Here is a 22,472-nt window from a genome sequence, read left to right on the forward strand (position 1 = left end):
CCCGGCGACCGGCGGCGCCGGTACGGCCGGTGCCGGCACCGCGGGCGCCGCGGGCGCCGCGGGCGGTGGCGCCGGCGGCGGCAAGCTGCCGCAGGCCGGCACCTCGGTGAAGTTCGGCCAGCCCGCGACCGTGACCTACGTCGACAAGACCTCGAACACCGACGCCAAGCTGGAGTTCACCGTCACCGGCGTCGCCCCGGGCTCGCTCAAGGACTTCCAGGACGCCAAGGCCAACACCGCCGGCCTGGACGGGCGCACGCTGTTCTACGTCAGCTGGTCGCTGAAGAACCTCGGGGACACCAAGCTGTCCTTCACCGCCCCCGACTCCAAGCTCAAGGTCTACGACGCCGCCGGCGGCACCGCGTCGTTCGCCAACCCGGTCGGCTCGACCCCGATCGCCAAGTGCACCACCCCGAGCTTCTCGGGCGCCACCAAGGGCGTCGAGTTCAAGGGCTGCGACATCGTCAGCTTCCCGGCCGGCGGCTCCCCGGCGATGGTCGGCTACGGCGACTCGGTCGACATCACGAAGGTCCAGGCCGCCTGGACCAAGTGACACCGCGCCGGCGCCGGACACGCGGACGGCCCCCGCCACCTGTCGAGGTGGCGGGGGCCGTCCGTACGAGCGGGGGGCTCAGTCCTCGTCGTCGTCGCTCTCGATGGCGGCCTGGCGGCCGCTGGCGAGCGCCTCGAAGGCGAGGAACTCGGCCTCGGCGGCGTCCCGGCCCTTCTGCTTCTCGCGGCGGCGGTCGACCGCCGGGCGCTGGGTCTCCATGCGGTGGTCCTCACCGCGGCGGCCGAGCATCTCGGCACCGGCGGCCATGGTCGGCTCCCAGTCGAAGACGACGGCGTTCTCGTCCGGGCCGATGATGACGGTGTCGCCCTCCTTCGCGCCGACCTTCCACAGCTTCTCCTCGACGCCGAGGCGGGCCAGCCGGTCGGCGAGGTAGCCGACGGCCTCGTCGTTGGAGAAGTCGGTCTGGCGGACCCAGCGCTCCGGCTTGACGCCGCGGATGCGGAAGTCGCCGTCCTCCTCGGTGATGGTGAAGCCGGCGTCGTCGACGGCCTTGGGCCGCAGCACGATCCGGGTGGACTCCTCGGTCGGCTTGGCGGCGCGCGCCTCGGCGACGATCTTCGCCAGCGCGAAGCTGAGCTCGCGCAGGCCCTTGCGGGAGGCGGCGGAGACCTCGAACACCTGGTAGCCGCGCTCCTCCAGGGAGGTGCGGGTCAGGTCGGCGATGTCCTGGCCGTCCGGCACGTCGACCTTGTTGAGCGCGACCAGGCGCGGCCGGTCCTCCAGGCCGCCGTACTCGGCGAGCTCGGCCTCGATGGTCTCCAGGTCGGTCAGCGGGTCGCGGCCGGGCTCCAGGGTGGCGGAGTCCAGCACGTGCACCAGCACCGAACAGCGCTCGACGTGCCGCAGGAACTCCAGGCCCAGGCCGCGGCCCTGGCTGGCGCCCGGGATCAGGCCGGGGACGTCGGCGATGGTGTAGACGATGTCGCCGGCGGTGACCACGCCCAGGTTGGGGATCAGGGTGGTGAACGGGTAGTCCGCGATCTTCGGCTTGGCGGCGGAGAGCACCGAGATCAGCGAGGACTTGCCGGCACTCGGGTAGCCCACCAGGGCCACGTCGGCGACGGACTTGAGCTCCATGACGATGTCACGGGCCTCGCCGGGCTCGCCGAGCAGCGCGAAGCCGGGGGCCTTGCGGCGGGCCGAGGACAGCGCGGCGTTGCCGAGGCCGCCGCGGCCGCCCTGGGCGGCGACGAAGCTGGTGCCGTGCCCGACGAGGTCGGCCAGCACGTTGCCCTGGCGGTCCAGCACCACGGTGCCGTCCGGCACCAGCAGGACGAGGCCCTCGCCGTCCGCGCCGGTGCGGTTGCCGCCCGCACCCGGCTTGCCGTTGGTGGCCTTGCGCTTGGGCGAGTGGTGGTACTCCAGCAGGGTGGTGACCTGCGAGTCCACGGTGAGGACGACGCTGCCGCCCTCGCCGCCGTTGCCGCCGTCCGGGCCGCCGAGCGGCTTGAACTTCTCCCGGTGCACGGAGGCGCAGCCGTGGCCCCCGTTACCTGCGGCGACGTGAAGTTCGACGCGGTCCACGAAGGTGGTCATGGGTGTGCCTCCAGTGCGAGAGTCTGCTTGCTACCTGCTAAAGCGTGAAGGGTGGACCGGAGAATTCCGGCCCACCCCTCACTGTGAGTCGTCACACGACTCGGGAGTCCGCGGGGACTCAGGCCTCGACGGCCACGATGTTGACGACCTTGCGGCCGCGACGGTTGCCGAACTGCACGGCACCGGCGGTCAGCGCGAACAGGGTGTCGTCGCCACCGCGACCGACGCCCGCACCCGGGTGGAAGTGGGTGCCGCGCTGGCGGACGAGGATCTCGCCGGCGGAGACGACCTGGCCGCCGAAGCGCTTCACGCCGAGGCGCTGGGCGTTCGAGTCACGGCCGTTACGAGTAGAGCTTGCGCCCTTCTTGTGTGCCATTTTTCGCTATCCCCTTACTTGCTGACCGAGTCGATGCTCGTGATGCGCACCGCGGTGTGCTGCTGACGGTGACCCTGGCGACGGCGGTAGCCGGTCTTGTTCTTGTAGCGCAGGATGACGATCTTGTCACCCTTGGTCTGGTCGACCACCTCGGCGTGAGCCTTGACGCCGGCCAGGACCCACGGGTCGGAGGTGACAGCGTCACCGTCGACGACGAGGAGGGTCGAGAGCTCGACCGAGTCACCCGGCTTGGCCTCGATGCGGTCGATCTCCAGCACGTCGCCGACGGCGACCTTGTGCTGGCGGCCGCCTGCGCGAACGATCGCGTACATGCGGTACCTGCTTTCCTTGCTCGGTCTGAACCCCCGACGCCAGCTGCCTGGGTACGGACACAGGAGCCTCCTCCCGATTCCCCGCGCGAACGCGGTGACCCGGGAAGGTGATGTGCTCGGGAGCATGGCGTAGACACGCCGATGGTCAAGAATACGGACCGGCCGCCCGGGGGGCAAACCGGCCCGTACGGCCCGGGGCGGAATGGCTCCCGCCCCGGGCGTGGGCACTACTCGGCCGCCGTATCACCCTCGGCGGCCGCGGCCTTCTTGGCCGCCGCGCTCGTCCGCTTGGTGGCGGTCTTGCGGGCGGTGGTCTTCTTGGCCGCCGTGGTGGTCTTCTTGGCGGCGGTCTTCTTCGCGGCGGTCTTGCGGGCGGCCCGCTTCTTCGGCGCTGGCGCCTCCTCGGCGTCGGCCTCCTCGACCGGGGCCTCGGCGGCGGGAGCCTCGGCGGCCTCCGCGGCCGGGGTCTCGACGACCACGGCCTCCGCGACCACGACCGGCTCGGCAGGCGCCTCGGCGGCGGCCTGGGCGGCAGCCTCCGCGACAGCCGGGGCGGCGGCCACCAGGGCCGCCTCCAGGGCCGCCTCGGCCTTCGCCTGGAGCACCACGATCTCGGCGGCGACCGGCGAACCGGCCGGAGCCGTCGCCTTGCGCACCGCGCGGCGGCGCGGACGGCCCGCCGGGGCGGCCGCGGGGGCCTCCACGACGACCGGCGCCTCGACGGCCGGAGCCTCGGTGACGGCCTCGACGCCCGGGACCTCCAGGGCCAGCTGGCCCTCGATCTCCTCGCGCACCGGCTCGGCCGGCAGCTCGTCGGCGGCCGCCACGGCGGCCCGCTCGACCGTCTCGACGGCCTCGGCCAGTGCCTCGGCGACCTCGGACCCGACGGCCTGCGGCTCGTCCTGGCCCGCACCGCCCTTGCCCCGGCGACGGCGCTTGCCGCCTGCGGCAGCCTCGCCCGCCGCGGCGGACGGGGTGTGGACGTGGGCGCTCGGCTGCTCCATGTGGACGATCACGCCACGGCCGTTGCAGTGCACGCAGGCCTCGGAGAAGGACTCCAGCAGGCCCTGGCCGACCCGCTTGCGGGTCATCTGGACCAGGCCCAGCGAGGTGACCTCGGCCACCTGGTGCTTGGTCCGGTCCCGGCCCAGGCACTCCAGCAGACGGCGCAGCACCAGGTCCCGGTTGGACTCCAGCACCATGTCGATGAAGTCGATCACGATGATGCCGCCGAGGTCGCGCAGCCGCAGCTGGCGCACGATCTCCTCGGCCGCCTCGATGTTGTTCCGGGTGACCGTCTCCTCCAGGTTGCCGCCCTGGCCGACGAACTTCCCGGTGTTGACGTCGATGACGACCATCGCCTCGGTGCGGTCGATCACCAGCGAACCGCCGCTGGGCAGCCATACCTTGCGGTCCAGCGCCTTCATCAGCTGCTCGTCGATCCGGTAGGTGGCGAACACGTCCACCTCGGAGGTCCACCGCTGGAGCCGCTGGGAGAGGTCCGGGGCCACGTTGGAGACGTACTCGTGGATGGTCTTCCACGCCTCGTCGCCGGAGACGATGACCTTGGTGAAGTCCTCGTTGAAGATGTCGCGGACGACCCGGACGGTCATGTCCGGCTCGCCGTACAGCAGCGCCGGGGCGTTGCCGGTCGCGGCCTTCTTCTTGATGTCCTCCCACTGCTGCTGCAGCCGCTGGACGTCGCGGGTCAGCTCGTCCTCGGAGGCGCCCTCGGCGGCGGTGCGCACGATGACGCCCGCGTCGTCCGGGACGATCTTCTTGAGGATCTGCTTCAGACGGGCGCGCTCGTTCTCGGGCAGCTTGCGCGAGATGCCGGTCATCGAGCCCTCGGGCACGTAGACCAGGTAGCGGCCGGGCAGCGAGATCTGGCTGGTCAGGCGGGCGCCCTTGTGGCCGATCGGGTCCTTGGAGACCTGGACCAGCACGGACTGGCCGGACTTCAGCACCGACTCGATCCGGCGCGGGCCGCCGTGGCCGCCCAGCGCGCCGAAGTTGACCTCACCGGCGTACAGCACCGCGTTGCGGCCCTTGCCGATGTCGACGAAGGCGGCCTCCATCGACGGCAGCACGTTCTGGACCTTGCCCAGGTACACGTTGCCGACGTACGAGGTGGCCTGCTCCTTGTTGACGTAGTGCTCGACGAGCACGCCGTCCTCGAGGACGCCGATCTGGGTCCGCTGGCCGTTCTGGCGCACCACCATGACGCGCTCGACCGACTCGCGGCGGGCCAGGAACTCGGCCTCGGTGATGATCGGCACCCGGCGGCGGCCCAGCTCACGGCCCTCACGGCGGCGCTGCTTCTTCGCCTCCAGACGGGTCGAGCCCTTGATGGACTGCACCTCGTCCGGGTCGAACGACGGCTCGGTCGAGCGGCGGCGCGGCTCGCGCACCTTCACGACCGTGCGGACGCCGTCCTCGGTGGTCTCGGCGGTCTCGACGGCGCCGGCCTCACCGCTGCGGCGACGGCGACGGCGACGGCGGCGCGACGAGGACAGGCCCGCGGCCAGGTCGTCGTCCTCGTCCTCGTCGTCCTCCTCGGCGACGGCCCGGGCCGACACCTCGGCGGCGGGCTGCTCGGCCTCGACGGCCTCGACACCCTCGACGTCCTCGGCCTCGCCACGGCGGCGGCGACGGCCGCCCCGGCGGCGACGGCGCGACGGACGGCCGTCCTCCTCCCAGTCGCCCTCGGTCTCCGGACCGGCGACGGGGGCCTCGACGACCGGAGCCTCGACGACCGGGACCTCGACCGGGGGCGCCTCGACGACCGGGGCCTCGACCGGGGCCTTGGCGGCCTGCTTGCGGCGGGACGACTGGGCCGGAGCCTCGGCGGCGGCCTGCCGGCGACGGTTCGGCTCGACCCGGGCGCGGACCCGGCGACGGCGGCCGACGCCGCTGTACTCGAACTCCTCGTCCTCGTCGCGCTCGGCGACGACCGGGGCCTCGACCGGCGCCGGGGCGGCGGCGGGCTGCTGCTGCGGCGGCTGCTGCGCGGCCGGCGCGGCGTAGGGGGCCGGCTCCTGGAAGACCGGGGCCTGGAAGACCGCGGTGGCCGGGCGGACCGCGCGGCGGCGCACCCGGTGGTGCGGCTCGGCCTCGGCGGCCGGCGCCGGAGCGGCAACGGCGGGAGCGGCGGCGGGGGCCTGCGCGGCGGCGGGGGCCTCGACGGCCTCCTCCTCGACGGGCTCCTCCTCGACGGCGGGCTCCTCGGCCACCGGCTCCTCGACCACCGGCGCGGCCTCGACCACGCGACGGCGGCGCGGGCGGCGGGCCGGAGCGGCGGGGGCCTCCTCGGCGGCCGGGGCGGCGGCGACGGGCTGAGCGGCGGCGGGCTGAGCCGCGACGGGCTCCTCGGCGGGGGCCTCGGCAACGGGCGCCTCGGCGGCGGGCGCGCCGGCCGGGGCCTCGGCACGCTTGCGTGCCCGGCGGGCCCGGGCGGGCTTCTCCGCCTTCTCGTCCTTGGGCTCGGCCGGCGCCTCGACGGGGGCCTGCGCCGGGGCCGCGGCGGCCTCCGGGGCGGTGACCACGATCGGGGTCGCCTCCGGCGCTCCGGCCGGGGCCTCGGCGCGCTTGCGGGTCCGGCGGGCCCGGACCGGCTTCTCGGCCACGGGCTCGGCGGCCGGCTCGGCGGCCGGCTCGGCTGCCGGAGCCGGTGCGGCCTCGGCCGCCGGCGCCTCGGCCGGGACGACCGTCTCGGCCGTCCCGGTGGCCGCGCCCTGCGGGGTGCCCGCCGGGCGGGACACCGCACGGCGGCGGCGGCGCGGCGGCGCGGCGGACGCGCCGTCCCCGGTGGTTTCGTTCGGTTCCGTGGCCGCGGTCTGCTGCGGATCGGTGTTATCGAGCATGCGGGTGGATCTCCCGTCAGGCCCCCGGGCTCCACATCCGGGCACGGCACGGTACCGGTGGGCGGCCGGCATCGCGAGGATGCTCGGGCCGGACCCTTTCACGGTGCCGCCGCGCGGACGCGAGGCCGCACAGGGGCTCGTAGTCTCGCTCGGCGCCCCGCACTCGGCGGGGTGTCGAAAGTCTTCTGGTCTGACCAGTCTTCTGAAGGTTTTCCCAAGCTGCGCCGGGCCCCAACCCCGGGTGGCTCCCGGACGGGGTCCCGGGCCGACCGGCCTTCCTGGCCGGCAGGCCCCGGAGTGGCAGGCCTGTGCTGCGACGACGCTCGCTCCCCTGGGGAGCCGCGGGAACCCTGGAAGACCGTGTCGGGTCCAGTGAAGGCACTGGACCCGGTCTCCGCCCGCTAGGCGGGCGCGGTAGCGCGCGGCCCGGCGCCCGGCTCCGAGCCGGCCTGGGCCGCGGCGCGGTCGAGCGCCAGCGGGTCGGTCACCGTGCCGGTCTCCTCGTCGAGCGGCCCCTGCGCCAGCCTGGTCACCTCTGCGGGGACCGGCGGCGCCAGGTCGGCCGTCACACGGAGACCGGACAATACGTCGTCGGGTCGTACGGCTGGTGTGGCGTGTCGTACTACCAGGCGCAGTATCGCACAGGGACGGCCGGTCCGAACATCGTGCCCGGTTCCGGCCTCCGTGTCCGCACCGCCGTCGACCTGGGACGGGACGATCTCGAGCGCCGCCACCGCGCCGCGCGCGTCGAAGACCCGCACGCCGTTCTTGGTGAGGCGTTCGACCTCGACCCGCTCCTCGGCGAGGAAGGCCGACGCCGCGCGGGCCGCCTCCTCGGGCTCGACGCCGTCGAGCCGGACGAGCCACTCGGAGGCCTCCAGGCGCTCCACGAAGTTGGGCGTCCGCACCTCGACCGCGTCGATCACGTCCAGGCCGGTCGGCAGCGACGCGTCCAGCTGCGCCCGCAGCTGCTCGGGGTCGCGCACGGCGGCCAGGCCGATCTCCAGGTACTCCGCCTCGCTCGCCACCCCGGTCGGGGCCGCGTTGGCGTAGGAGACCTTCGGGTGCGGGGTGAAGCCGGCCGAGTAGGCCATCGGAACGGCGGACCGGCGCAGGGCGCGCTCGAAGGCGCGCTGGAAGTCGCGGTGGCTGGTGAAGCGGAGCCGGCCGCGCTTGGTGTAGCGGAGACGAATCCGCTGCACCGTCGGCGCGGGCGGCGGACCGTCGGGCGTACGGCGTGCCAGGGTCGCTCAGTCCTTAGTCAGTTGTCCCCGTCCGGCGCGGCGCATTCCCGCCACTGTCCGGACTCTGTCACCTCAAAGGGTACGCGCCCCGCCGCCCCGCTCGTTCCGCCCCTGGTCAGCAGTGTGCCTGCGACCCCCGGCCGGGGGTCGCAGGCACACGGGAACCGCCTCGGTCGACGGCTACTTGTTGACGACCGTCAGGGGCAGCATCTTCTTGCCGGTGGGGCCGATCTGGATCTGGGTGTCCATCTGCGGGCACACGCCGCAGTCGAAGCACGGCGTCCAGCGGCAGTCGTCGACCTCGACCTCCTCCAGGGCGTCCTGCCAGTCCTCCCAGAGCCAGTCCTTGTCGAGGCCGCTGTCCAGGTGGTCCCAGGGCAGCACCTCCTCGTAGGTGCGCTCGCGGGTGGTGTACCAGTCGACGTCGACACCGGTGCCGACCAGGCCCTTCTCGGCGCCGGCCATCCAGCGGTCGTACGAGAAGTACTCGCGCCAGCCGTCGAAGCGGCCGCCGTCCTCGTAGACCGCGCGGATGACCGCGCCGATCCGGCGGTCGCCGCGGGAGAGCAGGCCCTCGACGATGCCCGGCTTGCCGTCGTGGTAGCGGTAGCCGATGTTCTTCCCGTACTTGCGGTCGCCGCGGATCGAGTCGCGCAGCTTGGCCAGACGGGCGTCGGTGGCCTCGGCGGACAGCTGCGGGGCCCACTGGAACGGGGTGTGCGGCTTGGGCACGAACCCGCCGATGGAGACGGTGCAGCGGATGTCGTTCTGGCCGGTGACCTCGCGGCCCTTCTGGATGACGTTCTTCGCCATCTCGCCGATCTGGAGGACGTCCTCGTCCGTCTCGGTCGGCAGGCCGCACATGAAGTACAGCTTCACCTGGCGCCAGCCGTTGCCGTACGCGGTGGCGACGGTGCGGATCAGGTCCTCCTCCGACACCATCTTGTTGATCACCTTGCGCATGCGCTCGCTGCCGCCCTCGGGGGCGAAGGTGAGGCCGGAGCGGCGCCCGTTGCGGGACAGCTCGTTGGCGAGGTCGATGTTGAAGGCGTCGACGCGGGTGGACGGCAGGGACAGGCCGATCTTGTCCTCGGTGTAGCGGTCGGCCAGGCCCTTGGCGATGTCGCCGATCTCGGTGTGGTCGGCGCTGGACAGCGACAGCAGGCCGACCTCCTCGAAGCCGGTGGCCTTCAGCCCGCGCTCGACCATCTCGCCGATGCCGGTGATGCTTCGCTCCCGCACGGGGCGCGTGATCATGCCGGCCTGGCAGAAGCGGCAGCCGCGGGTGCAGCCGCGGAAGATCTCCACGGACATCCGCTCGTGGACGGTCTCCGCGAGCGGGACCAGCGGCTGCTTCGGGTACGGCCACTCGTCGAGGTCCATCACGGTGTGCTTGGACACCCGCCACGGCACGCCCGGGGCGTTCGGCACGACGCGGCCGATCCGGCCGTCGGCCAGGTACTCCACGTCGTAGAACTTCGGGACGTACACCCCGCCGGTCCGGGCCAGGCGCAGCAGCACCTCGTCGCGCCCGCCGGGGCGGCCCTCGGCCTTCCAGGCGCGGACGATCTCCGTGATGTCGAGCACGGCCTGTTCGCCGTCGCCGACGACGGCGCAGTCGATGAAGTCCGCGATCGGCTCGGGGTTGAAGGCCGCGTGGCCGCCGGCCAGGACGATCGGGTCGTCGACGGTGCGGTCCCTGGCCTCCAGCGGGATGCCGGCCAGGTCGAGCGCGGTCAGCATGTTGGTGTAGCCGAGCTCGGTGGAGAACGACAGCCCGAACACGTCGAAGGCCTTCACCGGACGGTGGGCGTCGACGGTGAACTGGGGGACGCCGTGCTCGCGCATCAGCGCTTCGAGGTCCGGCCAGACGCTGTAGGTGCGCTCGGCCAGGACGCCCTCGCGCTCGTTGAGCACCTCGTAGAGGATCATGACGCCCTGGTTGGGCAGCCCGACCTCGTAGGCGTCGGGGTACATCAGCGCCCAGCGGACGTCGCAGGCGTCCCAGTCCTTGACGGTCGAGTTGAGCTCGCCGCCGACGTACTGGATCGGCTTCTGGACGTGCGGGAGGAGGGCCTCCAGGCGTGGGAAGACCGATTCGACAGTCATGTACTAGGAACCCTTACGACGTGATTCGGTGCCGCTGGTCGGCACAGGAGGGGTGACCCTCAAGGGTAGCCCAATCCGGGGATCGGGCTGTCTGCCCCGGTGCACGGGACGTCCGCGCTCCGGCGCGACCCGGCCGTCCGGTGCCCGCTCCGGTACGCGCAGTGCGCGCCCGCCGCCCGGCGCCGTCCGCCGTTGACACGCCCGGAAGGCCCGTGCGGTACTGACAGGGCTCCGCCAAAGCCGCCGGTACCCCTTCCGGACAGGGGAGTTGGGTCGTACGCTCGGCCCTCGTCGGAGTTCCCCCCGGCGTTGCCCTCTCCCCTCACGCACGGCCCCGTCCACCCTCACCAGGCCCGTCCCGTGTCCGCCCGGCCGCCGCCCCCGGCCCGCGGTGCCCCGTACCCCGCCCGCACCCCGTGCCCGGCGGCGCACCCGCGCACCCCCGCGCCCGCGCCCCGGCGGCCGTACGGGTCGCAGGACCGGCGCAAGGAGAACCATGACCGACACCGGTCGGCGGATCCGCCCGCTCCGGCCCCTCGACGTCCGGCCGGCCCGCTACCCCACGCCGGCCCAGGCGGAGTCCGCGGCCCGGCGGCTCGCCCTGCGCCACCCGGACCGCTGCCGGCTGCGCGAGGTGGGCCGTTCGCGGGCCGGGCGCCCGCTGCTGCTGCTCTCGGTGGACCGCGGGCCGCGCGCCGCGCTCGTGGTCGGCGGCCCGCACCCGAACGAGCCGATCGGCACCGCCGGGGCGGTCCGGCTGGCCGAGGTGCTGCTGGAGCGCCCCGCCCGTCCGGGCCTGTCCTGGCACCTGCTGCTCTGCCTGGACCCGGACGGCGCCGCGCTGAACGCCGGCTGGCTGGACGGGCCGCTCACCATGGGCCGCCACTACGAGCACTTCTTCCGCCCGGCCTTCGAGGAGCAGCCGGAGCTGCTGCCCGCTCCGGGCTCGGGCCGGCGGCCGATGCCGGAGAGCCTGGCGCTGACCGGCCTGATCGACGAGTTGCGCCCGTTCCTGCAGTGCTCGCTGCACGGGGTGGACTTCGGCGGTGCCTTCGTCCAGCTGACCGGCCCGGTCCCGGGCCTGTCCGAGCGCTTCGCCCGCTCCGCCGAGCGGGCGGGCCTGCCGCTGGACGTGGACTCCTACGACGCGATCGGCTGGGCGAGCCCCGCTCCGGGCACCTATCTGATGCCGGCGCCGGGCAGCCGCGAGGCGTCCCGGGCGCTGCCGGACGAGCCGGAACTGTCGACCTGGTCGCACGCCGCCCGGTACGGCGCGGTGACGGCCGTCCTGGAGGTGCCGATGTGGGCGGTCGACGCGGTGGGCGACGCCCGTCCGCACCCGGCCGGGCCGCAGGTCCTGGCGGCGGCCGCCCACGACCTGACCGTCCGGGCCGGGGAGCTCGCCGCGCTGCTCTCCCGGGTCCCCGCGCGCGGTCACGAGGCGCACGGCCCCTTGGTGCGCAGCGCCGAGTTCAATCTGGCGGTGGCTCCGCGGGTGGCCGAGGAGTGGCTGGACCGGTGGCGCTCCCAGCCGCTCTCCTGGTCCCGGGCGACCACGGCGGGGCTGGTCGCGGCCCGGGTGCCGCTGCGGGTCGCGTCGATCCTGCTGCGCCTGCTCGCGGACGTCCGCGGCCCGGGCGCGGAGGCCGCCCGGGAGCGGGCCCGGGCGGTCGTCGCGGACAGCCTGGACCGGCTGCGGCTCCGGTTCGGCGCCCGCTGGGTGCCGGTCCAGGAGCAGTTGGCGCATCAGACCCGTGCCGTCCTGGCGGCGGCGGACTGCCTGCTCCAGGCGACCTGACGACCCGGCCCCCCACGCCGGAGGGGCCGGCCCGGGAATCCCCGGACCGACCCCTCCGCACGACCGCGACCGCGACCGCCGACGCGCAGCGCCTAAGCCGCTATCGGCCGCTGGCTCCGCACCGCCTGGAGCAGCCCGATGGCCAGCCAGTTCGCGAACATCGACGACCCGCCGTACGAGACGAACGGCAGCGGGATGCCCGCGACCGGCATGATGCCCAGGCACATCCCTATGTTCTCGAAGGCCTGGAAGGACAGCCAGGCGATGACCCCGGCCGCCACGATCGTCCCGTACAGGTCGGTCGCCTGGCGGGCGATCCGGCAGGCCCGCCACAGCACCACGCCGACCAGCAGGATGATCGCCAGCGCCCCGACAAAGCCCAGTTCCTCACCGGCGACGGTGAACACGAAGTCGGTCTGCTGCTCCGGCACGAACTGGCCGGTGGTCTGCGTCCCGTGGAACAGGCCCTTGCCGGTCAGGCCGCCCGAGCCGATCGCGATCCGGGCCTGCGCGGTGTTGTAGCCGACGCCGTTCGGGTCCAGCTGCGGGTTGGCGAAGGCGGCGAAGCGGTCGATCTGGTACTTGCTCAGCAGCCCGAACTTCCAGATCGCCACGCACCCGCCGGTGCCGGCCACCAGCAGTCCGAGGACCCAGCGGTTCGCCGCGCCCGAGCCGAGCAGGATGCCCAGCACGATCGCGGCCATCACCATCACCGAGCCGGCGTCGGGCATCAGCAGCACTATGCACATCGGCAGTCCGGCCCAGACCAGGGCCCGGAACACGGCCCGGTGCGAGGGGAACTCCCGCTCCCCCGCGTCCACCTGGTCCGCCAGCACGACCGCCATCGCCAGCACGATCGCGAGCTTGGCGAACTCGGCGGGCTGGATCGAGAAGCCGCCGCCGAGCTGGATCCAGGAGTGCGCGCCGTTGATGGTGGAGCCCAGCGGGCTGAGCGTCGCCAGCAGCAGCAGGATCACGCCGACGTACAGGAACGGCACGATGGTGCGGAAGCGGCGACTCCCTATCGCTATCACCACCGCGCACAGCACCAGCCCGACCACGAAGTTGGTCAGGTGCCGGTAGAGGAAGTACTGCGGGTCCCCGTGGGTGAGCGAGTCGCGTCCGCGGGTGGCCGACCAGACCAGCAGCGAGCTGCCGGCCGAGAGGGTCAGCGCGGCCAGCAGCAGTATCCAGTCCAGCCGCCAGAGCGGGGAGTCCTTGGCGAGGGCCTTGGAGACCCCGCTGCGCTGCGGGGCCAGCCGCAGCTGCCGGTAGGAGCCGTAGGAGGTCATGCCCGTCCCCTTCCCGGGCCGCGGCCGGGTTCGAGCGCGGCGTCGGTCGCGGTGTACGACGTCGGGCGGTCGGTCGGCGGCGCCTGGTCGAGGAAGGCCGCTGCCGGAGCCGGTGCCGCCTCCTGGAGCGCCACCGGCACCAGAGCGGGGGCGGGGGCCTCCGCGCCGGGCGCCGGCTCGGCCGAGTACGCGGCCGGCTTGATGATCGCGGTGCCGTCCGGGTTGAACTTGGGCAGCTCGGCCTGCGGGGCGGGCAGCAGCGCCTTGCCGTTGTCGATGTTGCCCTTGTCGTCCACGCCGTACAGCGCCTGGTAGATCCGGCGGACGGAGTCACCGGAGCCGCCGGAGCCGGTGCCGCCCTGGCTGATCGTCATGATGATCGCGTAGTCCTTGCTGTACGTGGCCAGCCAGGAGGTGGTCTGCTTGCCCTCGACCTCGGCGGTGCCGGTCTTGGCGTGCAGCGCGATCTTGTCCTGCGGCCAGCCGGCCTGCGAGAACTTCCAGGCGGCGGTGCCGCTCTTCACGACGCCCTCGGTGGCCTGGTTGATGTAGCTCAGCAGCTTCTCGTCGCCGGGGAACTTGGCGTCGGCCTGCGGGGCGACCTCGCGGACGAGGTCCCCGCCCGGGCTTATCACCGCCTTGGCGATGGTCGGCCGGTAGAAGGTGCCGCCGTTGGCCAGCGCCGAGTAGATCCGGGCCATCTGGACCGGGGTGACGAGGGTGTCGCCCTGGCCGATCGCGAAGTTGACGGCGTCACCGGCGCGCATCTGGTAGCCGTCGACGCAGTTCTCCCGGGCGATCTGGTCGGAGAAGCTGTTGCCGCCCTTCTTGGCCTGCGCGCACCAGGCGTCCTTGTTGTTGTCGTAGAAGGACTGCTTCCACTGCCGGTCCGGCACCCGGCCGGCCACCTCGGCCGGCAGGTCGATGCCGGTCTTGGCGCCGAGGCCGAACTCGTGGGCGGTCTTGAAGAACCAGTCGCCCGGGTCCTTCTTCGGCTTGATGCCGCCGTCCTTCACCCACTGGTCGTTCGCCAGGCCGTAGAAGACGGTGTCGCAGGAGACCTCCAGCGCCTTCTCCAGCGTGATGGAGCCGAAGCTCTCGCTCTCGAAGTTCTTGAACTCGCGGCCGCCGATGGTCATGCTCTTCGGGCACGGGTAGGTGCCGTCGAGCGAGTAGCCGGCCTGGACGGCGGCGGTGGTGGAGATGACCTTGAAGGTCGAGCCGGGGGCGGACTGACCCTGTATGGCCCGGTTCAGCAGCGGGAAGTTGGACTCCTTGCTGGTCAGCGCCTGGTAGTCCTTGCCGCTGATGCCGCCGACCCACTGGTTGGGGTCGTAGGTCGGCGCGCTCGCCATCGCGATGATCCGTCCGGTGTGGACGTCCATCACGACGGCGGCGCCGGAGTCGGCCTCGTAGTTGCGGTTGGTGACCTTGTCGAAGGTGTTGCGGGCGTCGGAGATCGCCTGCGCCAGGTTGTCCTCGACCACCTTCTGCACCCGGGCGTCGATGCTGGTGACCAGGTTGTCGCCGGTCTGCGGGGCGACGGCGCCGGCGGTGCCGATCACCCGGCCGAGGTTGTCCACCTCCAGCTTGGTGATGCCGGCGGTGCCGCGCAGGTCGCGGTCGTACACCGACTCCAGGCCGGCCCGGCCGATCTGGTCGGCCGGCAGGTAGCGGTCCAGGCCGGTCTTGCCGGCGGTCTTGCCGACCTCCTCGTCGGTGACCGGCGAGAGGTAGCCGAGCACCTGGGCCATGTTGGCGCCCTCGGCGCCGGTGTAGCGGCGCACGGCGGTGGGCTGCGCGGTGATCCCGGGGAAGTCCTCGCGGCGCTCCATTATCTGCATCGCCTGCTGGGTGGTCGCCTCCTTGGTGACCGGGATCGGCTGGTAGGGAGAACCGTTCCAGCAGGGCTGCTGGGTCTTGGCGTCGCAGAGCCGGACCTTCTCCTGCACGTCCTTGGCGGGCATCCCGAGGACGTCGGCCAGCCGGGAGAGCACCGCCTTGCCGCCGTCCTTCTGCTGGAGCAGCGAGGTACGGCTGACCGAGACCACCAGCCGGGTCTCGTTGCCGGCCAGCACCCGCCCGGAGGCGTCCAGGATCTCGCCGCGGACGGCCGGTTCGACCACCTCGCGGATGTGGTTGCCGGTCGCCTTGGCGGTGTACTCCTTGGCGTTGCGGATCTGCAGGTACCACAGCCGCCCGCCGAGGGTGGCGAGCAGCGACAGCACCAGGATCTGCAGCACCACCAGACGGATCGTCACCCGCCGGGTACGGCCGGTCTCGGGGATGTTGCTCACGTCTCGTGCGCTCCAGGGTGCGGGGAGGTCGGGAGGTCGGGGCCGGTCCGGGTTACGGACGGCGGGCGAAGCCGGGCACGCGCCGCTTCTTGTAGGACGGCCCGGAGGAGACCTCGCGGGTGGTGCGGTAGCGGGCCAGCGAGCCGAGGCCCAGGCCGGGGCCGCTCTCGTCGTCGTCGGCGGCGGTCACCGGGTCGCGGCCGAAGCGGCGGCCGAGCATCATCACCAGCGGCACCACGAAGGGCGCCAGCAGCAGGTCGTACAGCAGGGCGCTGATCACCAGGCCGCCGAGGCCGACGTGCCGGGCGGCGGTGTCGCCGACGAGGGCGCCGACGGTCGCGTACAGCAGGGTGGAGGCGACCGCGGCGGCGCCGACGACCAGCAGCGCGCTGGAGACCGAACGCTGGCGGCCGTGGTCGGGGCGCAGCAGTCCGGCGGCGTAGCCCATCAGGCAGAGCACCAGCGCGTAGCGGCCGATGGCGTGGTCGGAGGGCGGTGCGAGGTCGGCGAGCAGGCCGGCCGAGAAGCCGACCAGGCAGCCGCCGGAGGGCCCGTAGACCATGGCCAGGCCGACCACGACGAGCAGCAGTATGTCCGGGGTGGCTCCGGGGAGCTGGAGCCGGCCGAAGACGCTGACCTGGAGGATCAGGCCGAGCAGGATCAGGCCGGCGGAGACGGGGATGCGGGCGAGGCGCATGGCTCAGTTCCCCCCAGTGGGCTTGGCGGGCGGGGCGGCGGGCGCGCCGGCCGGGGCCTGGCCCGGGGCGGGCGCGGCGGGGGCCTGGCTCTGGCCCGGGGCGGGGGCGGGCGGCAGGACGGCGTCGCGCGGGTCGGCGCGCGGCGGGACGACGACCACGCCGACCAGGTCGAGCCGGGTGAACTGGACGAAGGGCTCGACCAGGACGGTCTTGGTCAGCTGGCCGGCGTTGGCCTGGACCTCGACGACCTTGCCGACCGGGACGCCGGGCACGAAGGGGCGGCCGCTCTGCGAGCCGAAGGTGACCAGCCGGTCGCCGGCCTTGACCTGGGCCTTGCCGTTGAGCAGGGAGACCTTCATCGGGCTGTCGCCGCCGCCGGAGGCGAAGCCGATCTCGCCGGTGCCCTCCAGCCGGGTGCCGGCCGAGAAGCCGGGGTCGGAGGCGAGCAGCACGGTGGCGGTGGTCGGGGCGACGGTGGTGATCCGGCCGACCAGTCCCTGGCCGTTGATCACGGTCATATCGCGGGTGAGGCCGTCGTCGCTGCCGGCGTCGATGGTGATGGTCCAGGAGAAGCCCTGGGCCGGGCCGATCGCGATGACCTGGGCGGCCTTGACGGTGTAGCCGCCGGCGCCGGCGGTGCGCAGCAGGTCGTCCAGTTGCTTGGTGCGCCCGGTGGCCATGTCGGAGGAGGCCAGTTTCTGCCGCAGTTCGGTGTTCTCGCGGGCGAGCTGGTCGGTGCGGCCGCTGTCGGTGGCGGCGTCGCGGAAGGCCCGGACGGTGTCGGCGACCGGGTCGACGACGGTGGCGGCGCCGCGTTCGACCGGGCCGAGGACGCCGGCGGCGGCGTGCCGGGCGGGGCCGAGCGGGGAGTCCTCACCGCCCTTGATGTCGACGGTGATCAGCGCGAAGGCGACGGCCACCAGCAGGATGAGCAGCAGCCGGCTCTCTCGTGTGTCCCTCACGGTGCTGGTACTGCCCCTTCGTACCTGGCGGCCGCCCGGGGCTGTGGGGCCCGGGCGGCGGCCCGTTCAGTCGAGTGTCGGATGGGTGCCGCGGTGCTAGCGGCGCGGCTGTGCGTCGAGGACCTGCTGGAGTGCCTCGAACTCCTCGACGCACTTGCCGGAGCCGAGCGCGACGGAGTCGAGCGGGTTCTCGGCGATGTGGATCGGCATGCCGGTCTCGCGGCGCAGCCGCTCGTCCAGGCCGCGGAGCAGGGCGCCGCCGCCGGTGAGCACGATGCCGCGGTCCATGACGTCGCCGGCCAGCTCGGGCGGGCACTGGTCGAGGGTGGTCTTGACCGCGTCGATGATCGAGTTGACCGGCTCGTCGATGGCCTCGCGGACCTCGGCGGCGGAGATGACCACGGTCTTGGGCAGGCCGCTGACCAGGTCGCGGCCGCGGATCTCGGCGTGCTCGTCCTTCTCGCCCTCCAGGCCGAATGCGCTGCCGATGCTCATCTTGATCTGTTCGGCGCTGCGCTCGCCGAGGAGGAGCGAGTACTCCTTCTTGATGTGCTGGACGATCGCGTTGTCCAGTTCGTCGCCGGCCACCCGGATGGACTGGGCGGTGACGATGCCGCCGAGGGAGATGACGGCGACCTCGGTGGTGCCGCCGCCGATGTCGACGACCATGTTGCCGGTGGCCTCGTGGACGGGCAGGCCGGCGCCGATCGCGGCGGCCATCGGCTCCTCGATGATGTGCACCTGGCGGGCGCCGGCCTGCGAGGAGGCCTCGATGACGGCGCGGCGCTCGACTCCGGTGATGCCGGAGGGCACGCAGACGACGACGCGCGGGCGGGCGAGGTAGCGGCGGCGGTGGATCTTGAGGATGAAGTAGCGCAGCATCCGCTCGGTGATCTCGAAGTCGGCGATGACGCCGTCCTTGAGCGGGCGGATGGCGACGATGTTGCCCGGGGTGCGGCCGATCATCTTCTTGGCCTCGGCGCCGACGGCGAGGATGCCGCCGGTGTTGGTGTTCACCGCGACCACCGACGGCTCGTTCAGGACGATGCCCTTGCCCCTGACGTACACCAGCGTGTTGGCAGTTCCGAGGTCGATCGCCAAGTCGCGGCCGATGAACGACAGGTTGCTCGCCATGGGGTGTGGGTGCCTTCCCGGGCTCGGAGTTCTTGGGGGGTGGACGACTGCGCGCCCACGCATGGGCGGAGACCAGCTGAGCTGCCTTACCGGGCCCTTGAGTCGCGTCCATCGTAGTCACGCCGCGCGGTACGGACGTCGACGTGGGGCATACCGTCCATTGTCCGGAGCGTGATCGCTTCTCCCCGGATTGGGACGCCGTGTCGGCCCCCCCAGTTCCCTATTTCACGATAAGAATGCCCCGGCCGGGCCAATGGTCCCGACCGGGGCAGTACGAAGGTCCTCCGGGCGTGTCGCCCGGACCGGCTCAGGCGTGAGCCGGGAAGAAGATCTTGATCTCGCGCTCGGCGGACTCCGGGGAGTCGGAGGCGTGGATCAGGTTCTCGCGGGTGATCGTCGCGTAGTCGCCGCGGATGGTGCCGGCCCCGGCCTCCAGCGGGTTGGTGGCGCCGGCCAGCATCCGGATGCCGGGCACGACCTCCTCGCCCTCGACGATCAGCGCGATCGACGGGCCGGAGGTCATGAACTCGAGCAGCGGCTCGTAGAACGGGCGGCCGACGTGCTCCGCGTAGTGCTGCTCCAGCGTCTCCCGGTCGAAGGTGCGCAGCTCGACGGCGGCGAGGCGCCAGCCGGCCTTGCGCTCGATGCGGCTGATGATCTCGCCGGCCAGGCCGCGGCGGACGGCGTCGGGCTTGAGCAGGACGAGAGTGCGCTGGGACACGGTGCGTCTCCTGGGGATTCGGTTCGGCAGACAGTCGGGTCCGACGAGTGGGCCGACACGGCAGAGATTACCTTGCGTACACGGCGTGTCGGTGCGCCGGCCGGGGGCCTCAGACCTGTACCGCGACCGCCTCGGCGGCCGCGCGGGCGGCCTTGAACTCGTCCACCTTGCGGCCGTAGTGCACCGAGCACCACCACAGGCCGGCGAAGACCACGCCGAGGCCGAACATGGTCGGCAGGATGAAGCCGGTGGCGATCAGGCCGATCTGCAGGGCCCAGCCGATCTGCACCGCGCCGGGGCGGTTGATCATGCCGCAGAGCGCGATGCACAGGGCCATCGCGATGCCGCTGACGGTCCACACCGTGGCCGTCGGGACGCTGGAGAGCTGCATCGCGACCAGGGCCGCGAAGAGGATCAGCAGCGCCTCGCCGATCAGCGTCGAGGAACAGAGCGTCCTCATGTCACTTCCTCCCGAGCAGCAGGCGGGCCTCGCCCACCGTGATGACCGAACCGGTGACCAGCACCCCGGCGCCGCCGAGGTCGCCCTCCTCCTCCGCGATGGTGACGGCGGCGGCGATGGCGTCGTCCAGCCGCGGCTCGACCTGGACGCGGTCCTCGCCGAAGACCTCGACGGCCAGGGCGGCGAGCGCGTCGACGTCCATCGCGCGGTGGGTGGAGTTCTGGGTGATGACGACCTCGGCCAGGACCGGCTCGAAGGCCTCCAGCACGCCGGCCACGTCCTTGTCGCCGGAGGTTCCGATCACGCCGACGAGCCGGGTGAAGCCGAAGGACTCGTTGAGGGCGGCGACGGTGGCGCGGGCGCCGTGCGGGTTGTGCGCGGCGTCCAGGAGGATGGTGGGGCTGCGGCGGACGACCTCCAGGCGGCCGGGCGAGGAGACGCCGGAGAAGCCCTGGCGGATCTTGTCCACGTCGAGCTGTCCGCCGCGGGCGCCACCGACGCCGAAGAAGGCCTCGACCGCGGCGAGGGCGAGCGCCGCGTTCTGCGCCTGGTACTCGCCGTGCAGCGGGATGAAGATGTCCTCGTACTCCTCGCCGCCGAGCCCGCGCAGCGTCACCAGCTGGCCGCCGACGGCGAGTTCACGGCGGATCACGCCGAACTCCATGCCCTCGCGGGCGACCGTGGCCTCCACCTCGACGGCGCGGCGCAGGATCACCTGGGCGGCGTCCAGCTGCTGCTGGGCGACGACGGCGACGGCGTCGGCCTTGATGATCCCTGACTTCTCGCCGGCGATCTCGCCGGTGGTCTCGCCGAGCTTGTCGGTGTGGTCCAGCCCGATCGGGGTGATCACGGCGACGCCGGCGTCGATGACGTTGGTGGCGTCCCACGAGCCGCCCATGCCGACCTCGACCACGGCGACGTCCACCGGGGCGTCGGAGAAGGCGGCGTAGGCCATCCCGGTCAGCACCTCGAAGAAGGACATCGGCACCGGCTGCGCCGCGTCGACCATCCGCACGTAGGGCTCGATGTCGCGGTAGACCTCGACGAAGCGCTCGGGGCTGATCGGGGCGCCGTCCAGGCTGATCCGCTCGGTGACGGACTCCACGTGCGGGCTGGTGTAGCGCCCGGTGCGCAGCTCGAAGGTGTTGAGCAGCTGCTCGATCATCCGGGCGGTGGACGTCTTGCCGTTGGTGCCGGTGATGTGGATGGACGGGAAGGACCGCTGGGGCTGGCCCAGGATGTCCATCAGCGCCTCGATCCGGTCGAGCGAGGGCTCCAGCTTGTTCTCCGGCCAGCGCTCGGAGAGTGCCATCTCGACGTCCCGCAGGGGGTCGCCGGTGCCACCGTCGGCGGGGCGGATGGTGTACGGATTCGGGTCGGCCTTGTCGCTCACGACCACAGTCTACGGAGCGGCGGCGGGCCGTCCTCACAGGGTGAGGGCGGGGGTGAGAACGGCCACTTTGCCCCGCCTTCCCCCACACCTGCCGGTTTGCTCCCTTTACTATCCTTTTAGCGAACTTGAATCGCAATGAAGCATCGATTCGCAACTGACAGGAGCCGCCCGCCTTTGATGACGAGGAGCACCGCGCCATGCCCGACGCCCTGCACGACTGGATCGTGCTTCGCCAGGACGCCATCGTCTGGGTCGCCGGACTGATCTCCCTGGCCCTCGTCGGCTACATGGCGCTCGTCTTCGGGCGCTTCCTCGTGTACTGGGCCGGCTCCCGCCACGCCTTCCGGCACGACCGTCCCGCCGAGCCCGGCGACCCCGCCGCCTTCCGGTGGCACCTGGTGGTCCCCTGCCGCGACGAGGAGGCCGTGGTCACCCAGACCCTGGACGGACTGCGGGCCGCCGCGCCCGAGGCCCACCTGTGGGTGATCGACGACGACAGCGAGGACGCCACCCGCGACCTCGTGCTCGCCGCCGCCGACCGCGACCCGCGCGTCCACCTCGTCCAGCGCCGCCGCCCGCACGCCCGGATCGGCAAGGGCGCCGCCCTCAACGCCGCCTACCGGGAGATCTCCGCCTGGCTGCCCGAGGGCACCGACCGCTCCCGCGTGGTGATCGGCGTGGTCGACGCCGACGGCCGGCTCGACCCGGGCACCCTCGGCCGGGTCTGCAACGACAAGGCCCTCGGCCGCCCCGACACCGGCGCCGTCCAGATCGGCGTCCGGATGCGCAACGCCGACGACGAGCTCCCGCTGCCCGGCCGCGGCCGGGTCGCCAACGCCCTCGCCCGCGCGCTCGTCCGGATGCAGGACGTCGAGTTCCAGGCCAACAACGCCGGCATGCAGCTGCTGCGCCGCCGCACCGGCAGCGTCGGCCTCGGCGGCAACGGCCAGTTCGTCCGGCTCACCGCCCTCGACTCGCTCACCGCCGAGGAGGGCCGGGCCGGCCGCCCCTGGCCCGAGCGCGCGCTGCTGGAGGACTACGAGTCCGGCCTGGACCTGCGGCTGGCCGGCTGGCGGCTCACCCACGTCACCGAGACCCAGGTCTCCCAGGAGGGCCTGGTCTCGCCGCGCCGCTTCCTCACCCAGCGCACCCGCTGGGCCCAGGGCAACATGCAGTGCCTGCGCTACACCGGCCGGGTGCTGCGCTCCCCGCACTACACCTGGTCCGGCAAGGCCGAGGTGATGTACACCTTCCTGCAGCCCGTGGTCTGCGTGCTGCTGGTGCTGCTCTTCCCGCTCTCGCTCGGCATCACCACCGCCGGGCTGGTGCTCTTCCCCGCCGAGACCGCCGACTTCCAGCTCAGGTTCGGCCCGTGGATGCTGCTGGCCTTCGTGCTCGCCACGCTGCCGATGGTGTTCTGGGGCTTCGCCTACCGCAAGGCCGTCCACCCCGACCGCTCCCGGTTCACCGGGCTGCTCTGGGGCCTGCTGGTCTGGCTCTACACGTACCACCTGTTCGTGGTCGCCGCCCGGGCCGCCGTCCGGATGCTGCTCGGGCGCAACGGCTGGGCCAAGACCCGCCGCAACGCCGAGAAGGTCGCCCTCGGCGCCCCCACCGCGCTCGAATCCTGAGCCGCCGCCACCCCCGCGCCGCCGCGCCCCGCCCCTCCCGCCCCGCCGGTCA

The 22,472-nt window shown here is 72.9% G+C and carries 17 protein-coding genes; 3 read left to right on the forward strand and 14 right to left on the reverse strand.

Annotated features, from left to right (window positions below; translation table 11 throughout):
- The coding region (locus ACFQ6N_RS22070; RefSeq protein WP_380651479.1) for a hypothetical protein at positions 1 to 553 on the forward strand (553 nt) is incomplete at its 5' end.
- Between the two features lie 78 nt (positions 554 to 631).
- On the opposite strand, the gene obgE is transcribed toward ACFQ6N_RS22070, so the two are convergent.
- The 6 genes from obgE to ACFQ6N_RS22100 all read right to left on the reverse strand — a co-directional run bounded on the left by obgE (position 632) and on the right by ACFQ6N_RS22100 (position 10,034).
- The gene (gene obgE / locus ACFQ6N_RS22075) at positions 632 to 2,110 is read right to left on the reverse strand and encodes a GTPase ObgE (protein ID WP_380651481.1); all 1,479 of its coding nucleotides are present in this window, start codon (positions 2,108 to 2,110) and stop codon (positions 632 to 634) included.
- Positions 2,111 to 2,228: 118 nt separating this feature from the next.
- The gene (rpmA, locus tag ACFQ6N_RS22080; protein ID WP_030058248.1) at positions 2,229 to 2,486 is read right to left on the reverse strand and encodes a 50S ribosomal protein L27; all 258 of its coding nucleotides are present in this window, start codon (positions 2,484 to 2,486) and stop codon (positions 2,229 to 2,231) included.
- A 14-nt stretch (positions 2,487 to 2,500) separates the two neighbouring features.
- Positions 2,501 to 2,818, reverse strand: a complete 318-nt coding sequence (rplU, locus tag ACFQ6N_RS22085) for a 50S ribosomal protein L21 (protein ID WP_189923681.1) — start codon at positions 2,816 to 2,818, stop codon at positions 2,501 to 2,503.
- Between the two features lie 227 nt (positions 2,819 to 3,045).
- The gene (locus ACFQ6N_RS22090; RefSeq protein WP_380651484.1) at positions 3,046 to 6,681 is read right to left on the reverse strand and encodes a ribonuclease E/G; all 3,636 of its coding nucleotides are present in this window, start codon (positions 6,679 to 6,681) and stop codon (positions 3,046 to 3,048) included.
- Between the two features lie 401 nt (positions 6,682 to 7,082).
- Positions 7,083 to 7,883: a TIGR03936 family radical SAM-associated protein gene (locus ACFQ6N_RS22095; protein WP_380651487.1), complete on the reverse strand. Its 801-nt coding sequence runs from the start codon at positions 7,881 to 7,883 to the stop codon at positions 7,083 to 7,085.
- Positions 7,884 to 8,105: 222 nt separating this feature from the next.
- Entirely contained in the window at positions 8,106 to 10,034 is a 1,929-nt protein-coding gene (locus ACFQ6N_RS22100) for a TIGR03960 family B12-binding radical SAM protein (protein ID WP_380651490.1), read from the reverse strand.
- A 496-nt stretch (positions 10,035 to 10,530) separates the two neighbouring features.
- On the opposite strand from ACFQ6N_RS22100, the gene ACFQ6N_RS22105 reads away from it, so the two are divergent.
- A complete protein-coding gene (locus ACFQ6N_RS22105) occupies positions 10,531 to 11,832 on the forward strand; it encodes a M14 family zinc carboxypeptidase (RefSeq protein WP_380651493.1) in 1,302 nt (433 codons plus the stop codon).
- A 92-nt stretch (positions 11,833 to 11,924) separates the two neighbouring features.
- Here the strand turns inward: ACFQ6N_RS22105 and rodA are convergent, their stop codons facing one another.
- The 8 genes from rodA to ACFQ6N_RS22145 form a co-directional block, all read right to left on the reverse strand.
- Positions 11,925 to 13,124, reverse strand: a complete 1,200-nt coding sequence (gene rodA, locus ACFQ6N_RS22110; RefSeq protein WP_380651496.1) for a rod shape-determining protein RodA — start codon at positions 13,122 to 13,124, stop codon at positions 11,925 to 11,927.
- Positions 13,121 to 15,421, reverse strand: coding sequence for a penicillin-binding protein 2 (gene mrdA / locus ACFQ6N_RS22115; protein ID WP_380651499.1), 2,301 nt, complete (start codon positions 15,419 to 15,421; stop codon positions 13,121 to 13,123). Before mrdA ends, rodA begins: the two co-directional genes overlap by 4 nt.
- 52 nt (positions 15,422 to 15,473) lie before the next feature.
- Positions 15,474 to 16,118: a rod shape-determining protein MreD gene (gene mreD / locus ACFQ6N_RS22120; RefSeq protein ID WP_380651502.1), complete on the reverse strand. Its 645-nt coding sequence runs from the start codon at positions 16,116 to 16,118 to the stop codon at positions 15,474 to 15,476.
- 3 nt (positions 16,119 to 16,121) lie between these two features.
- Positions 16,122 to 17,081: a rod shape-determining protein MreC gene (gene mreC, locus ACFQ6N_RS22125; RefSeq protein ID WP_380651505.1), complete on the reverse strand. Its 960-nt coding sequence runs from the start codon at positions 17,079 to 17,081 to the stop codon at positions 16,122 to 16,124.
- Positions 17,082 to 17,177: 96 nt separating this feature from the next.
- Positions 17,178 to 18,203: a rod shape-determining protein gene (locus tag ACFQ6N_RS22130; RefSeq protein WP_030256393.1), complete on the reverse strand. Its 1,026-nt coding sequence runs from the start codon at positions 18,201 to 18,203 to the stop codon at positions 17,178 to 17,180.
- A 319-nt stretch (positions 18,204 to 18,522) separates the two neighbouring features.
- Positions 18,523 to 18,936 (reverse strand): nucleoside-diphosphate kinase, encoded by a 414-nt coding sequence (gene ndk, locus ACFQ6N_RS22135; protein WP_380651508.1) that lies wholly within the window; start codon positions 18,934 to 18,936, stop codon positions 18,523 to 18,525.
- Between the two features lie 109 nt (positions 18,937 to 19,045).
- Positions 19,046 to 19,396, reverse strand: coding sequence for a DUF4233 domain-containing protein (locus tag ACFQ6N_RS22140; RefSeq protein ID WP_380651511.1), 351 nt, complete (start codon positions 19,394 to 19,396; stop codon positions 19,046 to 19,048).
- Position 19,397: 1 nt separating this feature from the next.
- The gene (locus ACFQ6N_RS22145; protein WP_380651645.1) at positions 19,398 to 20,708 is read right to left on the reverse strand and encodes a bifunctional folylpolyglutamate synthase/dihydrofolate synthase; all 1,311 of its coding nucleotides are present in this window, start codon (positions 20,706 to 20,708) and stop codon (positions 19,398 to 19,400) included.
- A gap of 278 nt (positions 20,709 to 20,986) precedes the next feature.
- Here ACFQ6N_RS22145 and ACFQ6N_RS22150 point away from each other — a divergent pair, with 278 nt between their 5' ends.
- On the forward strand, positions 20,987 to 22,420 hold the full coding sequence (locus ACFQ6N_RS22150; protein ID WP_380651514.1) for a glycosyltransferase: 1,434 nt from the start codon (positions 20,987 to 20,989) through the stop codon (positions 22,418 to 22,420).
- Positions 22,421 to 22,472: the final 52 nt, after the last annotated feature.

This window comes from Kitasatospora sp. NPDC056446, assembly GCF_042796115.1.
Taxonomy (GTDB): domain Bacteria; phylum Actinomycetota; class Actinomycetes; order Streptomycetales; family Streptomycetaceae; genus Kitasatospora.